The organism is Silicimonas algicola, from assembly GCF_003148765.1.
Taxonomy (GTDB): Bacteria; Pseudomonadota; Alphaproteobacteria; order Rhodobacterales; family Rhodobacteraceae; genus Silicimonas; species Silicimonas algicola.
This window is the reverse complement of record NZ_QGGV01000001.1, coordinates 445,055-463,679: the sequence shown is the minus strand read 5'-3', so window position 1 is coordinate 463,679 and position 18,625 is coordinate 445,055. Positions and strand designations below refer to the sequence as shown.

The 18,625-nt window shown below is 67.7% G+C and carries 21 protein-coding genes and 1 other RNA gene; 12 read left to right on the top strand and 10 right to left on the bottom strand.

The window, feature by feature from the left end:
• Positions 1-37: 37 nt before the first annotated feature.
• Positions 38-2,056, top strand: a complete 2,019-nt coding sequence (gene tkt, locus C8D95_RS02350) for a transketolase (protein WP_109757521.1) — start codon at positions 38-40, stop codon at positions 2,054-2,056.
• 187 nt (positions 2,057-2,243) lie between these two features.
• Here tkt and C8D95_RS02345 read toward each other — a convergent pair whose 3' ends face one another.
• Positions 2,244-2,768 (bottom strand): GNAT family N-acetyltransferase, encoded by a 525-nt coding sequence (locus tag C8D95_RS02345; RefSeq protein WP_241239791.1) that lies wholly within the window; start codon positions 2,766-2,768, stop codon positions 2,244-2,246.
• 49 nt (positions 2,769-2,817) lie between these two features.
• Between C8D95_RS02345 and C8D95_RS02340 the strand changes: the two genes are divergently transcribed.
• Complete coding sequence (locus tag C8D95_RS02340) at positions 2,818-3,288, top strand: cupin domain-containing protein (protein ID WP_109757946.1); 471 nt, start codon at positions 2,818-2,820, stop codon at positions 3,286-3,288.
• 59 nt (positions 3,289-3,347) lie between these two features.
• Here the strand turns inward: C8D95_RS02340 and rpmG are convergent, their stop codons facing one another.
• From rpmG to C8D95_RS02305, 7 genes are all read right to left on the bottom strand, one after another.
• The gene (gene rpmG / locus C8D95_RS02335; protein ID WP_008034579.1) at positions 3,348-3,515 is read right to left on the bottom strand and encodes a 50S ribosomal protein L33; all 168 of its coding nucleotides are present in this window, start codon (positions 3,513-3,515) and stop codon (positions 3,348-3,350) included.
• Between the two features lie 114 nt (positions 3,516-3,629).
• An RNA gene (gene rnpB, locus C8D95_RS02330) (RNase P RNA component class A) lies at positions 3,630-3,996 on the bottom strand.
• Positions 3,997-4,034: 38 nt separating this feature from the next.
• Positions 4,035-4,742 carry an N-acetylmuramoyl-L-alanine amidase gene (locus tag C8D95_RS02325; protein ID WP_109757519.1) on the bottom strand — a complete coding sequence of 236 codons (708 nt, stop codon included), beginning with the start codon at positions 4,740-4,742 and terminating at the stop codon, positions 4,035-4,037.
• Between the two features lie 4 nt (positions 4,743-4,746).
• The gene (locus C8D95_RS02320) at positions 4,747-5,475 is read right to left on the bottom strand and encodes a hypothetical protein (RefSeq protein WP_109757518.1); all 729 of its coding nucleotides are present in this window, start codon (positions 5,473-5,475) and stop codon (positions 4,747-4,749) included.
• 37 nt (positions 5,476-5,512) lie between these two features.
• Positions 5,513-6,997: an Asp-tRNA(Asn)/Glu-tRNA(Gln) amidotransferase subunit GatA gene (gene gatA / locus C8D95_RS02315; protein WP_109757517.1), complete on the bottom strand. Its 1,485-nt coding sequence runs from the start codon at positions 6,995-6,997 to the stop codon at positions 5,513-5,515.
• Positions 6,998-7,001: 4 nt separating this feature from the next.
• Positions 7,002-7,289, bottom strand: a complete 288-nt coding sequence (gene gatC, locus C8D95_RS02310) for an Asp-tRNA(Asn)/Glu-tRNA(Gln) amidotransferase subunit GatC (protein WP_109757516.1) — start codon at positions 7,287-7,289, stop codon at positions 7,002-7,004.
• Positions 7,290-7,374: 85 nt separating this feature from the next.
• A complete protein-coding gene (locus C8D95_RS02305) occupies positions 7,375-8,022 on the bottom strand; it encodes a ceramidase domain-containing protein (RefSeq protein ID WP_109757515.1) in 648 nt (215 codons plus the stop codon).
• A 41-nt stretch (positions 8,023-8,063) separates the two neighbouring features.
• Between C8D95_RS02305 and C8D95_RS02300 the strand changes: the two genes are divergently transcribed.
• The gene (locus C8D95_RS02300; RefSeq protein WP_109757514.1) at positions 8,064-8,756 is read left to right on the top strand and encodes a metal-dependent hydrolase; all 693 of its coding nucleotides are present in this window, start codon (positions 8,064-8,066) and stop codon (positions 8,754-8,756) included.
• Here C8D95_RS02300 and C8D95_RS02295 read toward each other — a convergent pair.
• Positions 8,753-9,202 carry a nucleoside deaminase gene (locus C8D95_RS02295; protein WP_109757513.1) on the bottom strand — a complete coding sequence of 150 codons (450 nt, stop codon included), beginning with the start codon at positions 9,200-9,202 and terminating at the stop codon, positions 8,753-8,755. The genes C8D95_RS02300 and C8D95_RS02295 overlap by 4 nt on opposite strands.
• Before the next feature lie 117 nt (positions 9,203-9,319).
• On the opposite strand from C8D95_RS02295, the gene C8D95_RS02290 reads away from it, so the two are divergent.
• From C8D95_RS02290 to C8D95_RS02250, 9 genes are all read left to right on the top strand, one after another.
• Complete coding sequence (locus C8D95_RS02290) at positions 9,320-10,144, top strand: pseudouridine synthase (RefSeq protein ID WP_109757512.1); 825 nt, start codon at positions 9,320-9,322, stop codon at positions 10,142-10,144.
• A gap of 82 nt (positions 10,145-10,226) precedes the next feature.
• A complete protein-coding gene (locus C8D95_RS02285) occupies positions 10,227-10,424 on the top strand; it encodes a hypothetical protein (protein ID WP_109757511.1) in 198 nt (65 codons plus the stop codon).
• A complete protein-coding gene (locus C8D95_RS02280; protein ID WP_109757510.1) occupies positions 10,424-11,302 on the top strand; it encodes a 5-bromo-4-chloroindolyl phosphate hydrolysis family protein in 879 nt (292 codons plus the stop codon). Before C8D95_RS02285 ends, C8D95_RS02280 begins: the two co-directional genes overlap by 1 nt.
• Positions 11,303-11,325: 23 nt before the next feature.
• Positions 11,326-12,519, top strand: coding sequence for a toxic anion resistance protein (locus tag C8D95_RS02275; RefSeq protein ID WP_109757509.1), 1,194 nt, complete (start codon positions 11,326-11,328; stop codon positions 12,517-12,519).
• A 4-nt stretch (positions 12,520-12,523) separates the two neighbouring features.
• Positions 12,524-13,462, top strand: a complete 939-nt coding sequence (locus C8D95_RS02270) for a DUF2927 domain-containing protein (RefSeq protein ID WP_109757508.1) — start codon at positions 12,524-12,526, stop codon at positions 13,460-13,462.
• Between the two features lie 99 nt (positions 13,463-13,561).
• Complete coding sequence (locus C8D95_RS02265; RefSeq protein WP_109757507.1) at positions 13,562-14,659, top strand: SPFH domain-containing protein; 1,098 nt, start codon at positions 13,562-13,564, stop codon at positions 14,657-14,659.
• A 33-nt stretch (positions 14,660-14,692) separates the two neighbouring features.
• A complete protein-coding gene (locus C8D95_RS02260; RefSeq protein WP_109757506.1) occupies positions 14,693-15,169 on the top strand; it encodes a cytochrome b in 477 nt (158 codons plus the stop codon).
• A gap of 14 nt (positions 15,170-15,183) precedes the next feature.
• A complete protein-coding gene (locus C8D95_RS02255; protein WP_109757505.1) occupies positions 15,184-16,305 on the top strand; it encodes a TFIIB-type zinc ribbon-containing protein in 1,122 nt (373 codons plus the stop codon).
• Between the two features lie 75 nt (positions 16,306-16,380).
• On the top strand, positions 16,381-17,304 hold the full coding sequence (locus tag C8D95_RS02250; protein ID WP_109757504.1) for a carbohydrate kinase family protein: 924 nt from the start codon (positions 16,381-16,383) through the stop codon (positions 17,302-17,304).
• Positions 17,305-17,349: 45 nt separating this feature from the next.
• On the opposite strand, the gene C8D95_RS02245 is transcribed toward C8D95_RS02250, so the two are convergent.
• Positions 17,350-18,621 (bottom strand): 3-deoxy-D-manno-octulosonic acid transferase, encoded by a 1,272-nt coding sequence (locus C8D95_RS02245; RefSeq protein WP_109757503.1) that lies wholly within the window; start codon positions 18,619-18,621, stop codon positions 17,350-17,352.
• Positions 18,622-18,625: the final 4 nt, after the last annotated feature.

The window sequence follows — 18,625 nt, the reverse complement described above, 5'->3', positions numbered from 1 at the left end:
AACCGCTCCATCCGATCTGGACACGGGGGACGGAACCTTGGACATCGCCACTCTGAAAGAGCTTCACGCCGATCACTTCTCCCGCGCCACGGCCATCCGTGTGCTGGCGATGGATGCGGTGCAGGCGGCAAACTCGGGGCACCCCGGAATGCCCATGGGCATGGCCGACGTCGCCACCGTCCTCTTCGAGAAGCACCTGAAGTTCGACGCCTCCGCCCCCGACTGGGCCGACCGCGACCGCTTCATCCTCTCGGCGGGCCACGGCTCGATGCTGCTCTACGCGCTCCTCTACCTGACCGGCTACGAGGACATGACGCTCGACGAGTTGAAGAACTTCCGCCAGTGGGGCTCCAAAACCGCCGGCCACCCCGAGTACGGTCACGCCAAGGGCATCGAGACGACGACCGGCCCGCTTGGCCAGGGCCTCGCCAACGCCGTCGGCTTCGCCATCGCCGAAGAAAGCCTGCGCGCCCGCTACGGCAAGAAGATCGTCGATCACTTCACCTACGTCATCGCCGGCGACGGCTGCCTGATGGAGGGCATCAGCCAGGAGGCCATCGCCTTCGCGGGGATGCAGAAGCTCTCGAAGCTGATCGTCCTCTGGGACAACAACGACATCTCGATCGACGGCAAGGTGTCGCTTTCGGACACGACCGACCAGCTTGCACGCTTCAAGGCCTCGGGCTGGCACGTCCAGGAATGCGACGGCCACGACCCCGAAGACATCGACCGCACGCTGACCCAGGCCCGCGCCTCAAAGAAGCCCGCGATGATCGCCTGCAAGACCCACATCGGCTTCGGCTCGCCCAAGAAGCAGGACACCAACGGAGCCCACGGCTCGCCGCTTGGTCCCGAGGAAATCCAGGTGACCCGCGACATCTACGGCTGGACGTCCGGACCCTTCGACATCCCCAAGGACATCCTGTCCGCCTGGCGCACTATCGGCGCGCGCGGCGCGGACGAGCGCAAGGCCTGGGACGACCGTCTCGCCGCGCTGTCCTCGTCGCGGCAGGCGGACTTCAACCGCGTCATGTCGGGCGAGACGCACAAGCGCCTTTCGGCCACCGTTCGCGCGCTGAAGAAGCAGATCACCGACAGCCGCCCCAAGGTCGCAACGCGCAAATCCTCGGAAATGGTGCTCGAGGTGCTGAACCCCGTCCTGACCGAGACCATCGGCGGCTCGGCCGACCTCACAGGCTCGAACAACACCAAGACCGCCGACCTCGGCATCTTCGACGCCACCAACCGCAAGGGCCGCTACATCCACTACGGCATTCGCGAGCATGGCATGGCGGCGGCGATGAACGGCATGGTGCTGCACGGCGGCGTGCGCCCCTACGGCGGCACCTTCCTGACCTTCTCGGACTACGCCCGCGGCGCAATGCGCCTTTCGGCCCTGATGGGCGCGCCCGTCACCTACGTGATGACGCACGACTCCATCGGTCTCGGCGAGGACGGCCCCACGCACCAGCCGGTCGAACACCTCGCGGCGCTCCGCGCGATCCCGAACATGCGCGTCTTCCGCCCCGCCGACACCGTCGAGACCGCCGAGGCGTGGGAGCTTGCTCTCTCGTCCGAGCGGGCGCCCTCCGTCCTGGCCCTATCGCGCCAGAACCTCCCCACCGTCCGGACCGAGCACAAGACCCGCAACCTGACCGCGCTGGGCGCCTATGTCCTGGCCGAGTCCACCGCAAAGCGGCAGGCGATCCTGATCGCCACCGGCTCCGAGGTCGAGATCGCCCTCGCCGCCCGCGAGACGCTCGAGGCCGAGGGCATCGGCACCCGCGTCGTCTCGATGCCCTGCGCCGAGCTTTTCGCCGAGCAGGACGAGGCCTACCGCCGCCGCGTCCTCCCCGCTGGCCCGGTCCGCGTCGCCATCGAGGCGGGCATCCGCCAGGGCTGGGACCGCTGGCTTCTGGACGAGCGCGGCCGCGCCGCCCGCGCGGCCTTCGTGGGCATGGACGGCTTCGGTGCCTCGGCCCCGGCCGAGACGCTCTACAAGGAGTTCGGCATCACCGCCGAAAACGTCGCGTCGACGGTCAAGGGCCTGCTCTGACCGCGCGATCCGTTAATCCCGGCGCGGGACAGCCTCCCGCGCCGACAGGTGCCATACGCCTTGCCGACAGGGTGCAGACGCATCGCCGACGCCCCGTCCCGCACCGCGGGCCTTGCGGTTACGGCAAATCGGAGCAACCGCAGAAAATCCCCCGATCTCCGCGCGCGCCGGCAACCTTTCGTAAGGATCACAGGGACCTGTGCATCCGCACGGCCGGAAACTCGATCCCCGGCCTGAGAGGAACGGTCACCGGCCCCACGGCCTCGAACCCGCAGGCGGCATAGAACGGCACCGCCATCAGCGTCGATAGACAGTCCAACCGCGTGATCCCAGCCGCCCGCGCGTCGTCGAAGATATGCGCCATCAGCGCGCGCCCGATCCCCTCTCGCGTTCGCTCCGGATCGGTCGCCACATGCCGCACATGGCCCGTCGCGGGCGCCCCGGCCCGACCCGTCCCCGGCTCGCTCGACGTCCATCCGCCTGCGCCGACGATGGTCGACCCCGCCTCCACGACGAAGTAGGTGCCCGAGGCCAGAAGGGCCGGATTCCCCCGTGAAAGAAGCGGGATCGCGGTCACCAGAAGCGACGGTGGATAAGCGCCTTTCAGTAGTCTCGGGTAGGACCGCAGAAGCAGCGCATCGACCGCGCCCAGATCGGACGGTGTGGCGCGCCTGAGGGTAATGCCGGAGGTCATATCCGATGATCTGGCCATCCCGATCCTCTTCGTCCAGTCTTGCGTCACATCGAGTGAGAGAACGCCCATGCCCATCCACCGCGCGGACACCGTCGAGACCTATGAGACCGATGGCGGCGGCGGGCCCTGCGGCCCCTGCAAGGTCCTTCCGTATTCAGACGCCGGCGGCCTGACCCAGTTCGGCGCGGCGGTCGAGATCCTGCCCCCCGGTTCCCTCTCCTCGATCAAGCACTGGCACGCCGAGGAAGACGAGTTCCTCATGATGCTCGAAGGCGAGGTCACGCTCCACGAGGGCGACGAAACGCACATCCTTTGTCCCGGCGACGTCGTGACCTGGAAGGCCGGCGACCCCGTCGGCCACTGCGTCGAGAACACCTCGGACGCCGAGGCGCGCTACCTCATCGTCGGGACGCGGAGTCGATCCGACACGGTGACTTATCCCGACCACGACCGCGTGCTGCGCGTCTGCCGCGACCCGGAAGAGCGGTCCTGGACCGACTTTTCCGGTCGCCCGGCATCGAATCCCTACCGGCCGTGAGCCCATGAAAAAGGCCGCGTCCCGGACGCGGCCCTGTCGTTCACGAAAGGGAAAGATCCTTACTTGATCTTGCCTTCCTTGTATTCGACGTGCTTCCGGACGACGGGATCGTATTTCTTGACCACCATCTTCTCGGTCATCGTGCGGGCGTTCTTCTTGGTCACGTAGAAATGGCCGGTGTCCGCGGTCGAGTTCAGACGGATCTTGATCGTCGTCGGTTTCGCCATGGGTCGTCTCCTGCTTGGCCGGGGCTGGCGCCGCGACCCGAAATCCTGAAGCCCGCCTTCTAAAGGCTGGGGCCACGCTGTCAAGGGCGTTCCCCGGGGACGCCGGGAAACGAAAGGTGCGGACGGCCTGTAAGCCGGATTCTGTCCCCTCCGAAAAGGGGGACGACCATTCATCTGGTCCCGCCGTTACCGACGGGATCAAGCTGTCTACCCGGGGTCCGGGCCGAAGCCTGCCCATATGGACCCCCTATTCGACATTGCTCCCGGTGGGGCTTGCCGTGCCGGTCCGGTTGCCCGTCCCGCGGTGCGCTCTTACCGCACCGTTTCACCGTGACCCGCGTGAGCCGCTTGCGCGACCCGCGAAGGCCGTCTGTTCTCTGTGGCGCTTTCCCTCGGGTTGCCCCGGCCGGGCGTTACCCGGCACCGTCGCTTCGTGGAGTCCGGACTTTCCTCGCTTGCGCGCGGTCGCCCGGCCGTCCGCGAGGGCGATATAGTCTGTTGTCCGCGCGAGATAAAGCGTCAGAGCGTCCGGAACGGACGCGACGGCACACGGCTCGCCGTCCGCTCGGTCACGTCCGATGGAAAGTGCCGCGCGAGACCCGCCATCATCGCCCGATCCGGCGTTCCGATCGGTCCGTCGGCAAAGGGCCTGAAGCGCTGCCGGAACGCCGAGAGCACGGCGGCCTCACCCACCTCGACCGGATAGCCGAAGAACGCCGCATCGCGCATGAAATCGCCCTGCAAGGCAGGGTCCGGCCAGACCGACAAGCCCTTTTCCGCCAGGCGTTTCCACTCGAACCAGGGGCCCGGATCGCTCTTGCGTCCAGGCGCCATGTCCGAATGCGCTATGACTGCCTTCGGGTGCAGTTCGTGCCGCTCCAGAAGGTCCTCGAGAAGCGCCTCGAGCGTCGTCATCAGCTCTTCCTCGAAGGCCGACGACCCGTCGTTGTCGAGTTCGATGCCGATGGACCTGGAGTTGACGTCGTCGCGCCCCGCCCACCTGCCCTCGCCCGCATGCCAGGCGCGCCGCTCCTCGTCCACAAGGCGATAAAGCGTGCCATCGCGTCCGATCAGATAATGCGACGAAACTTCGTGTTCGGGGTTGCAGAGACGGCCCAGGGCGTCCTCGCAGGCCGGCATGGCGGTGTGATGAAGGACGATCAGCTCGACCCGCGCGCCGCCCCTCCTGTCTCCGTGGTTCGGCGAGGGGCGGTCGACGATCTCCATGGCGTCAGCGCATCGCCGCGCGGAAGGGGGACGGGTCCCAGTAGCAGGCGAAGCCGTCCCCGTCTGGGTCGATCCCGTGCCTGTCGCGCTCGGGCCCTCCCGACGACAGAAGCGCCTCCTGCGCCCTGTCCGACGAGCCATACCTCGCGCAGTTGCGCTGGTACTGGCTGTCGGTCACGCGGTCGTTCCGGCGATACGCCTGCTGACCGACCTGGTTCGTGGTCGAGAGCGCGTATTGAACGATACCCGCGCCGCCCGCCTCCTGCCGCTCGGGCAGGGCCGAGGGCTGTGCGACCTCGAAGGACTGGCGCTGGCGCGCCAGGCGCGCGGCGTCGCTCTGGATCGTCTCGCGCGAGGCAACGGCGTCGAAGTTCTGTTCGTCCGAGATGCTGGTGCTGCCCGTCGTGCCCGAGGCCAGCGGGATCACCGACAGCGGCTCTCCCGGTCCGGCGGCAGGGGCGGCGGCCGCAGGCAGCGTCGTCGAGGCGACGGTCGTTCCCGGCGCGGCCGTACGGTTCAGGACGCCAAGCGTCTCTTCCGCAATGGCCCGCTCCTCGGGCAACGGCAGGCTGCGCCGCTCAAGCTCGGCATCCCGTGCCGCGCGCTGGGCCGCGTAGTTGTCATAGTCGCCGAAACCCACGCCCGCGGTGCTGGCGGGATTGCTGTCCGGCATGGACGGCGCACAGGCCGCAAGCGCGCAAAGCGCTGCAAGGCCCAGAAAGCGAATGGTCATGGTCTCTGCTCTGCCTTCGTCATTCTTGGCGCGAAGCCTACCACCATTTGGCGGGCTTGGCCACAAAACCAGCGCGATCCTCGATGGTCTGCGCGATATTCAGCAACTCACCCTCTTCCCACGGCTTGCCGATGAGCTGAAGCCCGAGGGGCAGGCCCTGGCGGTCAAGCCCGGCGGGCACGGCGATGCCCGGCAGTCCGGCGAGGTTCACGGTCACAGTGAAGACGTCGTTGAGGTACATCTGCACCGGATCGTCGAATTCCTGCCCGAGAGGGAAGGCCGCCGAGGGTGTGGCAGGCGTCAGGATCGCATCGACGCCCTGCGCGAAGACGTCCTCGAAGTCCTTCTTGATCAGCGTCCGCACCTTGCGCGCGCGGTTGTAGTAGGCGTCGTAGAAACCCGCCGACAGGACATAGGTCCCGATCATCACGCGCCGCTTGACCTCCGCGCCGAAGCCCTCGGCGCGGGTCTTCTCGTACATCTCGGTGATGCCGTCGCCCTGCCCCAGTTTCGCGCGGTGCCCATAGCGGACCCCGTCATAGCGCGCGAGGTTCGAAGACGCCTCGGCCGGCGCGATGACGTAGTAGGCCGGAAGCGCGTATTTCGTATGCGGCAGCGAGATGTCGACGATCTTTGCCCCAGCATCCTCGAGCATCGTCCGCCCCTCGGTCCAGAGCGCCTCGATCTCGTCGGGCATTCCGTCCATCCGGTATTCCTTGGGAATGCCGATGGTCTTGCCGCGAATGTCCCCGGTCAGCATCGCCTCGAAGTCCGGCACTGCGAGGTCGGCGCTGGTCGAATCATTCGGGTCGTGCCCGGCCATCGCCTGAAGCAGGATCGCGCAATCCCGCACCGTCTTCGCCATCGGCCCCGCCTGGTCGAGCGACGAGGCGAAGGCGATGATCCCCCACCGCGAGCAGCGTCCATAGGTCGGCTTCAGCCCCGTAATGCCCACGAACGCCGCAGGCTGCCGGATCGAACCGCCCGTGTCCGTCCCCGTGGCGCCAAGGCACAGGTCGGCCGCGACCGCCGCCGCCGACCCACCCGACGATCCGCCCGGCGTCAGCGCCGTGTCGTCGTTGCCGCGCCGCCAAGGGTTCACGACGTTGCCGTAGACGCTGGTCTCGTTCGACGAGCCCATGGCGAATTCGTCCATGTTCAGCTTGCCGACCATGACCGCGCCGGCTTCGAAAAGCTGCGTCGTGACGGTGGATTCATACTCGGGGCGGAAGCCCTCGAGGATGCCCGACGCCGCCTGACTCGCCACGCCCCTGGTGCAGAACAGGTCCTTTATGCCAAGCGGGATGCCGCAGAGCGACGGGGCGTCCCCCGCCTTCAATCGCGCATCCGCCGCCTCCGCCTGCTGCATGGCCAGATCAGGCGTCGGATGCACCACCGCATTCAGCGCCGACGCAGCCTCGACAGCGTCAAGGCACGCGCGCGTCAGCGCCGCCGACGTCGTGTCGCCCGAGCGAAGCGCCTCTCGCGCGTCGGCGAGGGTCAGGGTGTTCAGGCTCGACATGAGATCACTCCACCACCTTCGGAACCGCGAAGAAGCCTTCCCGCGCGTCGGGCGCGTTCGACAGGATCTTCTCCTGATAGCCGCCGTCCGTCACCGCATCCTGCCGCCGCTTCAGCCGCATCGGCGTGACCGAAACCATCGGCTCCACGCCCTCGACATCGACCTCGTTCAGTTGCTCGACAAACCCGAGGATGGCGTTGAACTCGCCCGCGAGCGCGTCGAGGTCGCCTTCCTCCACCTTGATCCGCGCCAGCTTGGCGACGCGGCGGGCGGTTTCCCTGTCGATGGACATGATCGGCTCCGTCTTGAAGAACGGACCCGCCTTTAGCGCGGGCCGGGCGGGAAGCCAAGCCTCGCCCGCAGGACTCCGGCCTGCCTCAGTCGGGCACGCGGTCGCCGTGCCGAAGCCAGGTCTCGATCATCCAGCCCAGCATCAGCGCGTTCAGGATGTGCCACAGGAAATGGGTGCCGACGGGGAAACCGTCACAGACCGCCATGTCGAGCGACCGGAAGGTCAGCGACAGCGACAGGATCGCCGCGCCGATGATGAGGTTGCGCCCTGTCTCGGGCGTCTCACGGCGCAGGTAGAGGCCGTAGGCAAAGATCAGCAGGGGCAGCGGCCAATAATAGTCCGATACCGTGAAGAACGGCAGGGCGTCGAACACGGGCGTCAGCGCCGCCGTCCAGGGAACATAACCCGCCGCGCCGAGGGCGGCGCCCCAGACCGGCCAGCCAAGGAACCGGCGATTGGCAAGGAAGGTGTAGACCAGCGTGAAGATGAGGATCGGAAGGCTGTCCGCCATCGCAGCCCACGCGACGGCGAATGTGTGAAACAGAAGCGAGCCCACCCCGATCACCGCGAGGATGACCGACAGGACACGCCCTCCGGCCTGCCCCTGCGACCGGTGCCACATCATCCAGGCCATGGCTAGAAAGGCCAGGTTCGTCACCGCATTGACCGGCTCGGACCAAAGCGAAGGGTCCGTCCGTTCGCAATAGCCGTCGATCGCCCTTGTCCAGTCCATGCCTGTCCCTATCCTATTCCCGACAGGATAGGGAGCATCGCATGAAGATCACCTGGCTCGGCCACTCCGGTTTCCGCATCGAGATCGGGGACCAGATCCTCCTCGTCGACCCCTGGCTGAACGGCAACCCCGTGTTCCCGGACGGCCGTCACGACGAGGCGCTCTCGGGGGCGACGGCGATCCTTCTCAGCCATGGCCACGGCGATCATGCCTCGAATTGCAGGGTCATCGCGAGCGAGCAGAAGATCCCCATCGCCTGCATCCACGAACTCTCCGAGGTTCTGGGCGGCGACGGTGTCGAGACCTTGGGCTTCGGCAAGGGCGGCACGATCGCGCTCGGCAACGTGAAGGTTTCGATGGTCAACGCCTGCCATTCCTCCTCCATCGACTTCGGCGACGACGGACCGGGTGTCGCGGGCTCCGAGGCCGGGTTCATGATCCGGGGCGAGGGCCACACGATCTACTTCTCCGGCGACACCGACGTGATGGCCGACATGGGCTGGTTCGGCGAATACTATGCCCCCGACATCGGCATCCTCTGCTGTGGCGGCCATTACACGATGGACCAGAAGGCCGCGGCCTGGGCGGCGAAGAGGTTCTTCGACTTCAAGGTGGTCATCCCCTGCCACTACAAGACGTTCCCGATCCTCGCGCAGGACGCCAAGACCCTGATCGAGGAGCTTCCCGACGTCGACGTGAAGGTGATGGAAGTGATGGAGACGGTAGAGATCTAGCGCCTGTCCGCGAAGAACGCGCGCAGCAGATCCGCCGCCTCCCCGGCCCCGATCCCGTCGTAGACCTCCGGAACATGATGCGCCTGTGGATGCGAGAACACCCTCGCCCCATGCGCCACGCCCCCCGACTTCGGGTCCGCCGCGCCGTAGTAAAGCCGCCCGATCCGCGCGGCGGCGATGGCGGCCGCACACATGGCGCAAGGTTCGAGCGTCACGTAAAGGTCGCACCCCGTCAGCCGCTCCGACCCGAGGCGCTTCGCCGCCGCGCGGATGACCAGCATCTCGGCATGAGCCGTGGGATCGGACTGCTCGCGCGTCCGGTTGCCCGCCGCCGCGATCACATCCCCTTCGCGTCCCACCAGCACCGCGCCCACGGGCACCTCGCCGCGCGCGCCTGCGCCCCGCGCCTCCTCCAGCGCCCTGTCCATGAAACTGCCAAACCTCATGCCCGCCTTATGCCGTTCAATCCCGCCCTTGTCTTTCTTCTTGGACCAAATACTCCCGCCGGAGGCGGCATGCGCGGGCTCCCTTTCCCTCCCGGTCCGCGCGGGATAAGCCAAGGCATGAGCACCGACACGCCCCCCGGCGACCGCATCGCCAAGGTCCTCGCCCGCCACGGCGTGGCCTCGCGCCGCGACGCCGAACGCATCATCGGCGAAGGCCGGGTCAGCGTGAACGGCAAGGTCATCGACAGCCCCGCGCTCAACGTCACCGAAAAGGACCGCATCGCCGTCGACGGCAAGGCCCTGGCCGAGCGCGAGCCGCCGCGTCTCTGGCTCTACCACAAACCTCAGGGCCTCGTCACGACGACGAAGGACGAGAAGGGCCGCCAGACCGTCTTCGACGCGCTGCCCGAAGGAATGCCGCGCGTGGTCAGCGTCGGCCGGCTCGACATCAACTCCGAGGGCCTCCTCCTTCTGACGAACGACGGCGAGGTCAAGCGAAAGCTGGAGCTTCCCTCCACCGGCTGGCTCAGGAAGTATCGCGTTCGCGTCCACGGCAGCCCGTCCGAGGCCTCGCTCGAACCGCTGCGCAAGGGCATCACCATCGATGGCGAGACCTTCCGCCCGATGGAGGTCACGTTCGACCGCCAGCAGGGCGGCAACGCCTGGCTGACGATTTCGCTGCGCGAGGGAAAGAACCGCGAGATCCGTCGCGCGATGGACGCGGTCGGCGTCCAGGTCTCGCGCCTCATCCGCATAAGCTACGGCCCCTTCCGTCTCGGCGACCTCGCCGCCGGCGCGGTCGAGGAAGTGCGCCAGAAGGTCGTCCGCGACCAGCTTGGTCTCGATGCGGGAAAGGCCCCAACCACCGGCACCGCGCGCAAGGCCGCGAAGCCGCCCCGCCGCACCGAGGCCGGAAGGAAGCCGAAGCCCGCCCGCAAGTAGCCCGCAGGGCTCATTCCGCCGCCGGCGCACTGGTATGGCGGTCACCGATCCCCTATGTTGATCGCACACGAGAGGGAGCCACATGCAGCGCTTCGCACTTGCCCTGTTCTTTGCCCTCGCCGTCGTCGGACTTGTCGCGGCGCTTCTGCGCGGAGTCGGCCGGGCAGCGGAACGGCGCGGCGGGGTGACGGCACTGACGACGGGAACAGCAATGCAGAAGGCAGCCTTCATCCTGCTGATGTGCCTTATCTTCTACGTCTCGGTGACGGGGGCTTCCTGATGGCGCGGCCCTTCCGCGGACGGCACAGTCCGGAGTCGCCGGCGTCTCACCCGAGGCTGCCCGAGGGTCGCAGGCGCAGCCCCGTGGGCGCGCGCGTCAACTTCCTTTTCATTGCGCCCGTCGTGATGCTCCTGACGGCGTTCCAGCTCGAACCGCTCGGCATGTTCCTCAAGCTCGCGGCCTTCGGCCTGATGATGCTGGCGGCATGGCTGACCCGCGAGGGCCTGATCGCCGAGGACGCCTTCAATGCCCGCCGAGTGGCGAAGCGCCCCGCGATCCCGCGCAAGATCTTCGGCAGCGCGCTGACCGGGCTCGGGCTCGCCTTGGCCGGGCTGAACCCCGAGACGTTCTCGCTCCTGAACCCGATCCTGTTCTTCATTCTTGGCGCCGCGCTGCACTTTACAGCCTTTGGCCCCGACCCCCTGCGCGACAAGGGCACCGAAGGGATGGACGGCTTCCAGACCGACCGCGTCGCCCGCGCCGTGGACGAAGCCGAGAAGCACCTCGTCGCGATGCGGGACGCCATCGCCCGGGCACGCATTCCTGCCCTGGAGCGTCGGGTCGCCGACTTCGCCGCCACCGCGCGCGGCATGTTCCGCGTGGTCGAGGAGGATCCCCGCGACCTGACAAGCGCGCGCCGCTACCTGTCCGTCTACCTCCTCGGTGCGCGTGATGCGACGGTGCAGTTCGCCGACCTCTGGCTGCGATCCCGCAACGAGGAGGCGCGCGCCGACTACGAGGCGCTGCTGACCGATCTCGAGACGACCTTCGCCAAGAAGACCGAGAAGCTGCTTCTCGACGACAAGTCCACGCTCGACGTGGAGATCGAGGTGCTCCGCGACCGACTGGAGCGCGAGGGCGTCCACAGCAGGGCATAGCCCCACATGGAGGGACTGAGACGATGGACGACACGGTACGGCAGAAGGCGAAACAATCCGAGGCAATGGTGAAGGAAGTGAGCGAGGTTCATCTGGTCGCACCGTCGACCGACATCGTGGCCTACGAGGCCGCCGACCCCGGCATATCGGCCGAGATAGAGAAGCGCATCGGCGAAATCGACATGTCAGAGACGAACTCGATCGTGTCTTTCGGGTCCTCCGCGCAGGTCGAGCTTCAGGAAATCAGCCAGGCCATGCTCCAGGACGTCCGCAACAAGGACGTGGGACCGGCGGGCGATAGCTTGCGCCAGATCGTCTCGACCATTCGCGGCTTCTCGATCAGCGAACTGGATGTGCGGCGCAAACGGTCGTGGTGGGAACGGCTCCTTGGCCGCGCGGCCCCGATTCACAACTTCGTCGCGAAGTTCGAGGAGGTGCAGGGCCAGATCGACAAGATCACCGACAACCTCCTTCACCACGAGCACAAGCTTCTGAAGGACATCAAGTCGCTCGACCAGCTCTACGACAAGACGCTGGCCTTCTACGACGAGCTCGCCCTCTACATCGCGGCGGGCGAGGAGAAGCTGAAGCGTCTCGACGCCGTCGATATCCCGGCGAAGGACGCCGAGGTGCAGGCCGCGCCAGAAGAGGCCGGCGTGATGAAGGCGCAGGAACTGCGCGACCTCCGCGCCGCCCGGGACGATCTGGAACGTCGCGTCCACGACCTGAAACTGACCCGTCAGGTCACGATGCAGTCCCTGCCGTCGATCCGTCTTGTGCAGGAGAACGACAAGTCCCTCGTCACCAAGATCAACTCGACGCTCGTCAACACCGTCCCCCTGTGGGAAACCCAGCTCGCTCAGGCCGTGACCATCCAGCGCTCGACCGAGGCCGCCGAGGCGGTGCGCGAGGCGAACGACCTGACGAACGAGCTGCTGACCTCGAACGCCGAGAACCTGCGCCACGCCAACAAGATGATCCGCGAGGAGATGGAGCGCGGCGTCTTCGACATCGAGGCCGTGAAGAAAGCCAACTCCGACCTGATCGCGACGATCCAGGAAAGCCTCCAGATCGCCGACGAGGGCAAGAAGAAGCGCGCCGAGGCTGAGGAGGAGCTGAAGAAGATGGAAGCGGAACTGAAGACCACGCTCGCTTCCGCCAAGGCGCGGGCCGACGGTGTCGGCGTCAACGCGGGAGAAAGCCTGTCGGCCTCGTGAAACGATGAAAGCGTTCCGCCTGGGGCTCGCCCTGGGAGCCCTGCCGATGATCCTGTCCGGCTGCGCCGAGCTCGACGCAATGGCCGTGCCTCCGCCGCCGCCCCGCGCCGAGGCCGAGGTGCCCGAGGTCGAGGTATCCGGGATGAGCACCGAGCTCGCCGCCTATTACCGGCGGGTCGAGGCCGGGCACCGGACGCGTGGCCTGCTGCGCGCGGACGGCGGCGGACCGGACGTGCCCTACGACGACCGGCGCCTGACCGAGACCTTCCGCGCCGCCGCCTTCGCGCGCGAGTTCACAGATGTGGGCGGCGCGCTGGTGCGGCAAGAAGGCGAAAGCATGCTGAACCGCTGGCGGGACCCGGTGAAGCTCGAGCTGATGTTCGGCCCTTCGGTGCCGGACAGCCAGCGCGCCGACGATGGCGCGTCGGTCGGTCGCTATGCCGAGCGCCTGGCCCAGATCACGCGTCATCCCGTCTCGGTCGTCCCACGCGGCGGCAATTTCCAGGTGCTGATCCTGTCGGAGGACGAGCGCCGCGTCTCCGGTCCCCTGCTCCGCCGCCTCATCCCCGGCATCCGCCCCCACGAGATCGCCGTGGTGCAGGATCTGGACCGCGCGACCTACTGCATCGTCGTCGCCACCGACCCGAAGGACGACGGCGTCATCACGCGCGCCGTCGCCGTCATCCGGGCCGAGCTTCCGCCGCTCCTGCGCCTCTCCTGCATCCACGAAGAGATCGCCCAGGGCCTCGGCCTCTCGAACGACAGTCCGCGCGCCCGGCCGTCGATCTTCAACGACGACGACGAGTTCGGTCGGCTGACCGCGATGGACGAGAAGATGCTCCGGATGCTCTACGACCCGCGGCTCTCGCCCGGCATGGACGCCGACGCAGCCGCTCCGATCGTGCGGCAGATGGCGGCCGAGCTGACCGGCGGCAGCTCGTGACACCCTCTTTCCAAACCCCAGCGCACCGTGCAGGCTTGGCCCTGTCGCGCCGTCATTTCACGGGTCGCCTCCGCGACTGAACAGAACAGGGAGACCCCAATGGGCATTCTCGATTTCCTCTCCGGCCAATTCATCGACGTCATCCACTGGACCGACGATACCCGCGACACGATGGTCTGGCGGTTCGAACGCGAAGGCCACGAGATCAAGTACGGCGCCAAGCTGACCGTCCGAGAGGGTCAGGCCGCCGTCTTCGTCCACGAGGGCCAGCTCGCCGATGTGTTCATGCCCGGGCTCTACATGCTCGAGACGAACAACATGCCGATCATGACGACGCTCCAGCACTGGGACCACGGCTTCCGGTCGCCGTTCAAGTCCGAGATCTACTTCGTCTCGACCCGCCGCTTCACCGACCTGAAGTGGGGCACCAAGAACCCGATCATGCTGCGCGATCCCGAGTTCGGACCCGTCCGGCTGCGCGCCTTCGGGACCTACACCGTCAAGGTCGCCGACCCCGGCCTCTTCATCAAGGAGATCGTCGGCACCGACGGCGAGTTCACGATGGACGAGATCAGCTTCCAGATCCGCAACATCATCGTCCAGGAATTCAGCCGCGTCCTCGCTCAGGCCAGCATGCCCGTGCTCGACATGGCGGCCAACACCCAGGACCTGGGCCGCCTCGTGGCCGAGGCGATCTCGCAGACCATCGCGGGCTACGGCGTGACCCTGCCCGAGCTTTACGTCGAGAACATCTCGCTGCCGCCTGCCGTCGAGCAGGCGCTCGACGAGCGCACCTCGCGCGGCGTCGTGGGCAACCTCGAGCAACACTTCCGCTACAAGGCGGCGCAGAGCCTCGACAACCCCAACAGCGGCGTCGGCCAGGCCATGGGCATGGGGATGGGCGCGGGGCTCGGGATGCAGATGGGCGGCGCCATGGCGGGCGCTCCGGGCCCCTGGGGTTCGCCCGCCGCGGCGCCTCCTCCGCCGCCGGTCGAGCATGTCTGGCACCTCGCCAAGGACGGTCAGACGTCGGGCCCCTACTCCAAGGCGGATATGGGCCGGATGACGACAGACGGAAGCGTCACGCGCGAGAGCTGGGTCTGGACGCAAGGTCAGGACGGCTGGAAAAAGGCCGAGGACGTGCCCGAACTGGCGCAGCTCTTCACCGTCATGCCCCCGCCTCCGCCCGCCGGCTGACCCTTCGCAACACTCTCGCATCGGAGCGGCAACATGCCGAAACGTCCCGTCGACACCTACTCGGCCATTCAGGTCGGCCTGCACTGGCTCATCGTCGTGCTGATCGTCGCGGCTTTCCTCCTCAGCGACCAGATGCAGGACTTCGAGGATCTGCCCGCCGACGCCGCCCTGCCCCTTCACGGCAGGATCGGCCTGACGGTGTTCTTCCTGATGATCCTCCGGCTCGTGATCCGCGTCCGTCGCGGCGCGCCGCCTCCGCCCGAGACCGACCCCGCCTGGCAGCGCCGCGCCGCGCACTGGACGCACTGGGCGCTCTACGCGCTGGCGATCCTGACGCCCTGGGCGGGCGGTTTCGCCTTCTACCTCCGCTCCGAGACGGCCGCGGATGTCCACGAAGTCCTGAAGACGCTGCTTCTGGTCACCGCCGCCCTGCACACGGCCGCGGCGCTCTATCACCAGTTCGTCGTGAAGGACGGGCTTCTGTGGCGCATGAATCTTCGGCGTAGCTGAGCCACCGGACACACATGCAGGACACCGAAATCGAAGCGGCGCAGCGCCCCGAGCAGGAGCACCATTTCCCCTGCGACAAGTGCGGGTCGGACATGCGGTTCGATCCGGGCGACGACCGTCTGGTCTGCGACCACTGCGGCAACACGCGCCCTATCGAGCACGGCCCCTGGACCCGTGCCGAGGCCATTGCCGAACTCGATTTCGAGCGCGCCGTCGGCGCAGGCCTCGGATCGGCCGAGATGTCGGTCGCACACACCGTCGACTGCCCCAACTGCGGCGCGCGCTTCGAATTCGACCCCGCCGTCCACGCCGCCGAATGCCCCTTCTGCGCCACGCCCGTGGTCACCGACACCGGCACCTCGCGCCAGATCAAGCCGCGCGCCGTCTTGCCCTTCCGGCTTGAGGAGGGCCAGGCCCACGATGCGATGACCGGCTGGCTCGGCTCGCTCTGGTTCGCGCCGAACGGACTGCAGGAGTACGCCCGCAAGGGTCGGCGGATGAACGGCGTCTACGTCCCCTGCTGGACCTTCGACGCCGACACCCAGAGCGCCTATCGCGGCCAGCGCGGCACGGTCTACTATGAGACCCGCACGGTCATGCGCGATGGCAAGCGCCAGCAGGTGCAGGTCCCCCGCGTACGCTGGACGCCGGTCCGCGGCCGTGTCGCGCGCTTCTTCGACGACGTTCTCGTCCTTGCCACGACGTCCTTGCCCGAGAACTTCCGCCTGGCCCTCGTCCAGTGGGACCTGACGCGTCTCGAACCCTACCAACCCGAGTACCTCGCCGGCTTCCGCTCCGAGGCCTACACGATCGACCTCGAGCCCGCCTATCGGGAAGCGCGCGAGATCATGGACCGTCAGATCCTCCGCGACATCAAGTTCGACATCGGCGGCGACCGCCAGCAGGTCGACCACGTCGAAACCCAGATCGGTGGCGTCACCTTCAAGCACGTCCTGGTGCCAGTGTGGATCGCCGCCTACCGCTACCGATCCCGCTCTTTCCGCTTCGTCGTGAACGGACAGAGCGGGCAGGTCGTCGGCGAGCGCCCGTGGTCAGCCTGGAAGATCACCTTCGCCGTCATCCTCGGGCTGATCGCAGCAGGCGTCTTCGGCTATTTCTACGCGCAGACGCAGTAGTCCCGGGCCATCCGCAGGGACGCTTGTCAGAACGCGGCGCTGACCTTAGACCGGCCTGAACCCTGGAGACCCGACATGATCCTCTGCGCCGGCGAAGCCCTGATCGACATGCTCCCCCGCGAAACGCGCGAGGGCGACGCCGCCTTCCGTCCCGTCGCGGGCGGCGCTGTCTTCAACACCGCGATTGCGCTCGGCCGTCTCGGCGCGCCGACCGGGTTCTTCTCGGGCCTCTCGACCGATCTCTTCGGCCAGGTTCTGACCGACGCGCTCGAGGCCTCGAACGTCGACGCCAGCCTATCCGCGCGCTCGGACCGCCCCACCACGCTGGCCTTCGTCACGCTGAAGGACGGCCACGCCAGCTATGCCTTCTACGACGAGAACACCGCCGGACGGATGCTGTCCGAGGCCGATCTCCCCGCCCTGCCCGACAGCGTCGAGGCGCTGTTCTTCGGAGGCATCTCTCTCGTCGTCGAGCCCTGCGCGGCGGCCTATGAAGCGCTTCTCGCGCGTGAGGCGGAACGCCGCGTCATCATGGTCGACCCGAACGTCCGGCAAGGCTTCATCCGGGACGAGGCCGCCTACCGCGCTCGCATCGACCGGATGCTGGCACAGGCCGACATCGTCAAGGTCTCGGACGAGGACCTTCGGTGGCTCGACGGCGAAGGCGACCTCGCCGAGCAGGCGCAGCGGATGCGGTCGCGCGGACCCTCGCTCGTCTGCGTCACGCAAGGTGCCGAGGGCGTCACCGGCTATGGCGCGGGCGACCCGGTCTTCGTCGAGGCGCGGAAAACAACCGTCGTCGACACCGTGGGTGCGGGCGACACCTTCAACGCGGGCGTCCTGGCCGAGCTTCACGCCCGGGGCCGCCTGACCCGCAAGGCGGTAAGGTCGCTGACGCCGGAGGACATCGCCGCAGCCCTCTCCCTCGGTGCGCGCGCCGCAGCGGTCACCGTCTCGCGCGCCGGGGCCAACCCGCCGACGCGGTCCGAGCTGGGCTGAAGGGGCTTCGCCCCTCGCGCCTTGCGGCGCTCACCCCGGAGTATGTCAGGACAGAAGAAGCCGGATCGCCGCCCAGGTCCGGTCGAGCACCGCCCCGCGCGCGGCGATCACCCGGCGCGCGCCTTCGCTCATTCCAGCCCTCGTGGCCTCGTCCTGAAGCCTCAGCACAGCTTTCGCGAGGTCGTCTTCGTCCGTCACGCAGGCCGCAGCGCCCTCGGCCGTCAGCGCCTCGTAGCTCTCCGCGAAATAGCTCATGTGCGGACCGTGCAGGATCGCCGAGCCAAGCGCTGCCGCTTCGTAGGGATTTTTGCCTTCGAGGTCGGGCAGCAGCGAATGGCCCACGAAACTCACCGGGCACAGCCGATACCACAGCCCCATCTCGCCGATCGTGTCGGCGAGGTAGACCTGCGTCTCGGCCCCGATCGCTTCGCCGCGACTGCGGCGCGCGACGTTGAAGCGGGTCCTTGCAAGCGTCTCCGCCTCGTCCGCATCGCGCAGGTGGCGCGGCGCGAGGACAAGAAGGGCGCGGGGCTCATCCTTTGTCACCGTCCCGTGCGCCTCGATCATCGCCGCGTGTTCGGTCCCATGCGTTGCGGCGCCCAGCCAGCGCGGCCGGTCCCCAAACGCCGATGCGAGTTGCGCCAGCTCGCCTTCGTCCGCCGGCAAGGGCCGCGCGGCTGCCTTCAGCGCCCCCGCGACCTCGATCCTGTCCGGGTCCGCACCGAGGGCCGCGAAGCGTCCGACGCTCGCCTCGTCCTGCACCAGAAGCCGGTCGAATAGCCGCAGGACGTCCCGCATCGGCCCCGCGATTCGCTTCCTCCGCGCGAAGCTGCCGTCTGGCATCCGGCTGTTGACGAGGATCATCGGGATGCCCCGCGCCTTCGTCTCGACCATCAACCGCGGCCAGAAGTCGAGTTCGGCGAAGGCCGCCACGTCAGGTCGCCAGTGGTCGAGGAAGGCCCGTGTCGCCGCGACCGTGTCGACCGGCGACAGGACGTGGATCGCACGTTCCGGCAGCCGCGCGGCAGCCAGCGCCGTGGCCGAGGTGGCGGTCGAGGTCGTCAGGACCACATGCGCGTCGGGCAGGTCGTCCAACGCCCGCTCGATCAACGGCACCAGCGCCAGGCTCTCTCCGACCGACAGGGCGTGGAACCACAGCACTGTGCCTTCGGGCCGAGGCGTGGCGTAGGTCCCGAACTTCTCGGGCAGGCGCTCTGCCACCTCCTTGCCGCGCGCCACACGGCGGCGCCTCGACCAGCGCCAGAGCGGACCCGAGACCCTCGAAAAGCCAAGGTAGAGGGACAGGAGCGGCGACATCGCC

Coding starts and splice junctions, on each gene's coding strand:
- C8D95_RS02305 (WP_109757515.1), bottom strand. CDS start 8,022: ATGGACTGGACAAGGGCGATCGACGGCTATTGCGAACGGACGGACCCT.
- C8D95_RS02295 (WP_109757513.1), bottom strand. CDS start 9,202: ATGAGGTTTGGCAGTTTCATGGACAGGGCGCTGGAGGAGGCGCGGGGC.
- gatC (WP_109757516.1), bottom strand. CDS start 7,289: ATGTCCATCGACAGGGAAACCGCCCGCCGCGTCGCCAAGCTGGCGCGG.
- C8D95_RS02260 (WP_109757506.1), top strand. CDS start 14,693: ATGCCGAAACGTCCCGTCGACACCTACTCGGCCATTCAGGTCGGCCTG.
- C8D95_RS02250 (WP_109757504.1), top strand. CDS start 16,381: ATGATCCTCTGCGCCGGCGAAGCCCTGATCGACATGCTCCCCCGCGAA.
- C8D95_RS02290 (WP_109757512.1), top strand. CDS start 9,320: ATGAGCACCGACACGCCCCCCGGCGACCGCATCGCCAAGGTCCTCGCC.
- C8D95_RS02320 (WP_109757518.1), bottom strand. CDS start 5,475: ATGACCATTCGCTTTCTGGGCCTTGCAGCGCTTTGCGCGCTTGCGGCC.
- C8D95_RS02300 (WP_109757514.1), top strand. CDS start 8,064: ATGAAGATCACCTGGCTCGGCCACTCCGGTTTCCGCATCGAGATCGGG.
- C8D95_RS02325 (WP_109757519.1), bottom strand. CDS start 4,742: ATGGAGATCGTCGACCGCCCCTCGCCGAACCACGGAGACAGGAGGGGC.
- C8D95_RS02345 (WP_241239791.1), bottom strand. CDS start 2,768: ATGGCCAGATCATCGGATATGACCTCCGGCATTACCCTCAGGCGCGCC.
- C8D95_RS02340 (WP_109757946.1), top strand. CDS start 2,818: ATGCCCATCCACCGCGCGGACACCGTCGAGACCTATGAGACCGATGGC.
- C8D95_RS02255 (WP_109757505.1), top strand. CDS start 15,184: ATGCAGGACACCGAAATCGAAGCGGCGCAGCGCCCCGAGCAGGAGCAC.
- rpmG (WP_008034579.1), bottom strand. CDS start 3,515: ATGGCGAAACCGACGACGATCAAGATCCGTCTGAACTCGACCGCGGAC.
- C8D95_RS02285 (WP_109757511.1), top strand. CDS start 10,227: ATGCAGCGCTTCGCACTTGCCCTGTTCTTTGCCCTCGCCGTCGTCGGA.
- C8D95_RS02280 (WP_109757510.1), top strand. CDS start 10,424: ATGGCGCGGCCCTTCCGCGGACGGCACAGTCCGGAGTCGCCGGCGTCT.
- C8D95_RS02245 (WP_109757503.1), bottom strand. CDS start 18,621: ATGTCGCCGCTCCTGTCCCTCTACCTTGGCTTTTCGAGGGTCTCGGGT.
- C8D95_RS02275 (WP_109757509.1), top strand. CDS start 11,326: ATGGACGACACGGTACGGCAGAAGGCGAAACAATCCGAGGCAATGGTG.
- C8D95_RS02265 (WP_109757507.1), top strand. CDS start 13,562: ATGGGCATTCTCGATTTCCTCTCCGGCCAATTCATCGACGTCATCCAC.
- gatA (WP_109757517.1), bottom strand. CDS start 6,997: ATGTCGAGCCTGAACACCCTGACCCTCGCCGACGCGCGAGAGGCGCTT.
- C8D95_RS02270 (WP_109757508.1), top strand. CDS start 12,524: ATGAAAGCGTTCCGCCTGGGGCTCGCCCTGGGAGCCCTGCCGATGATC.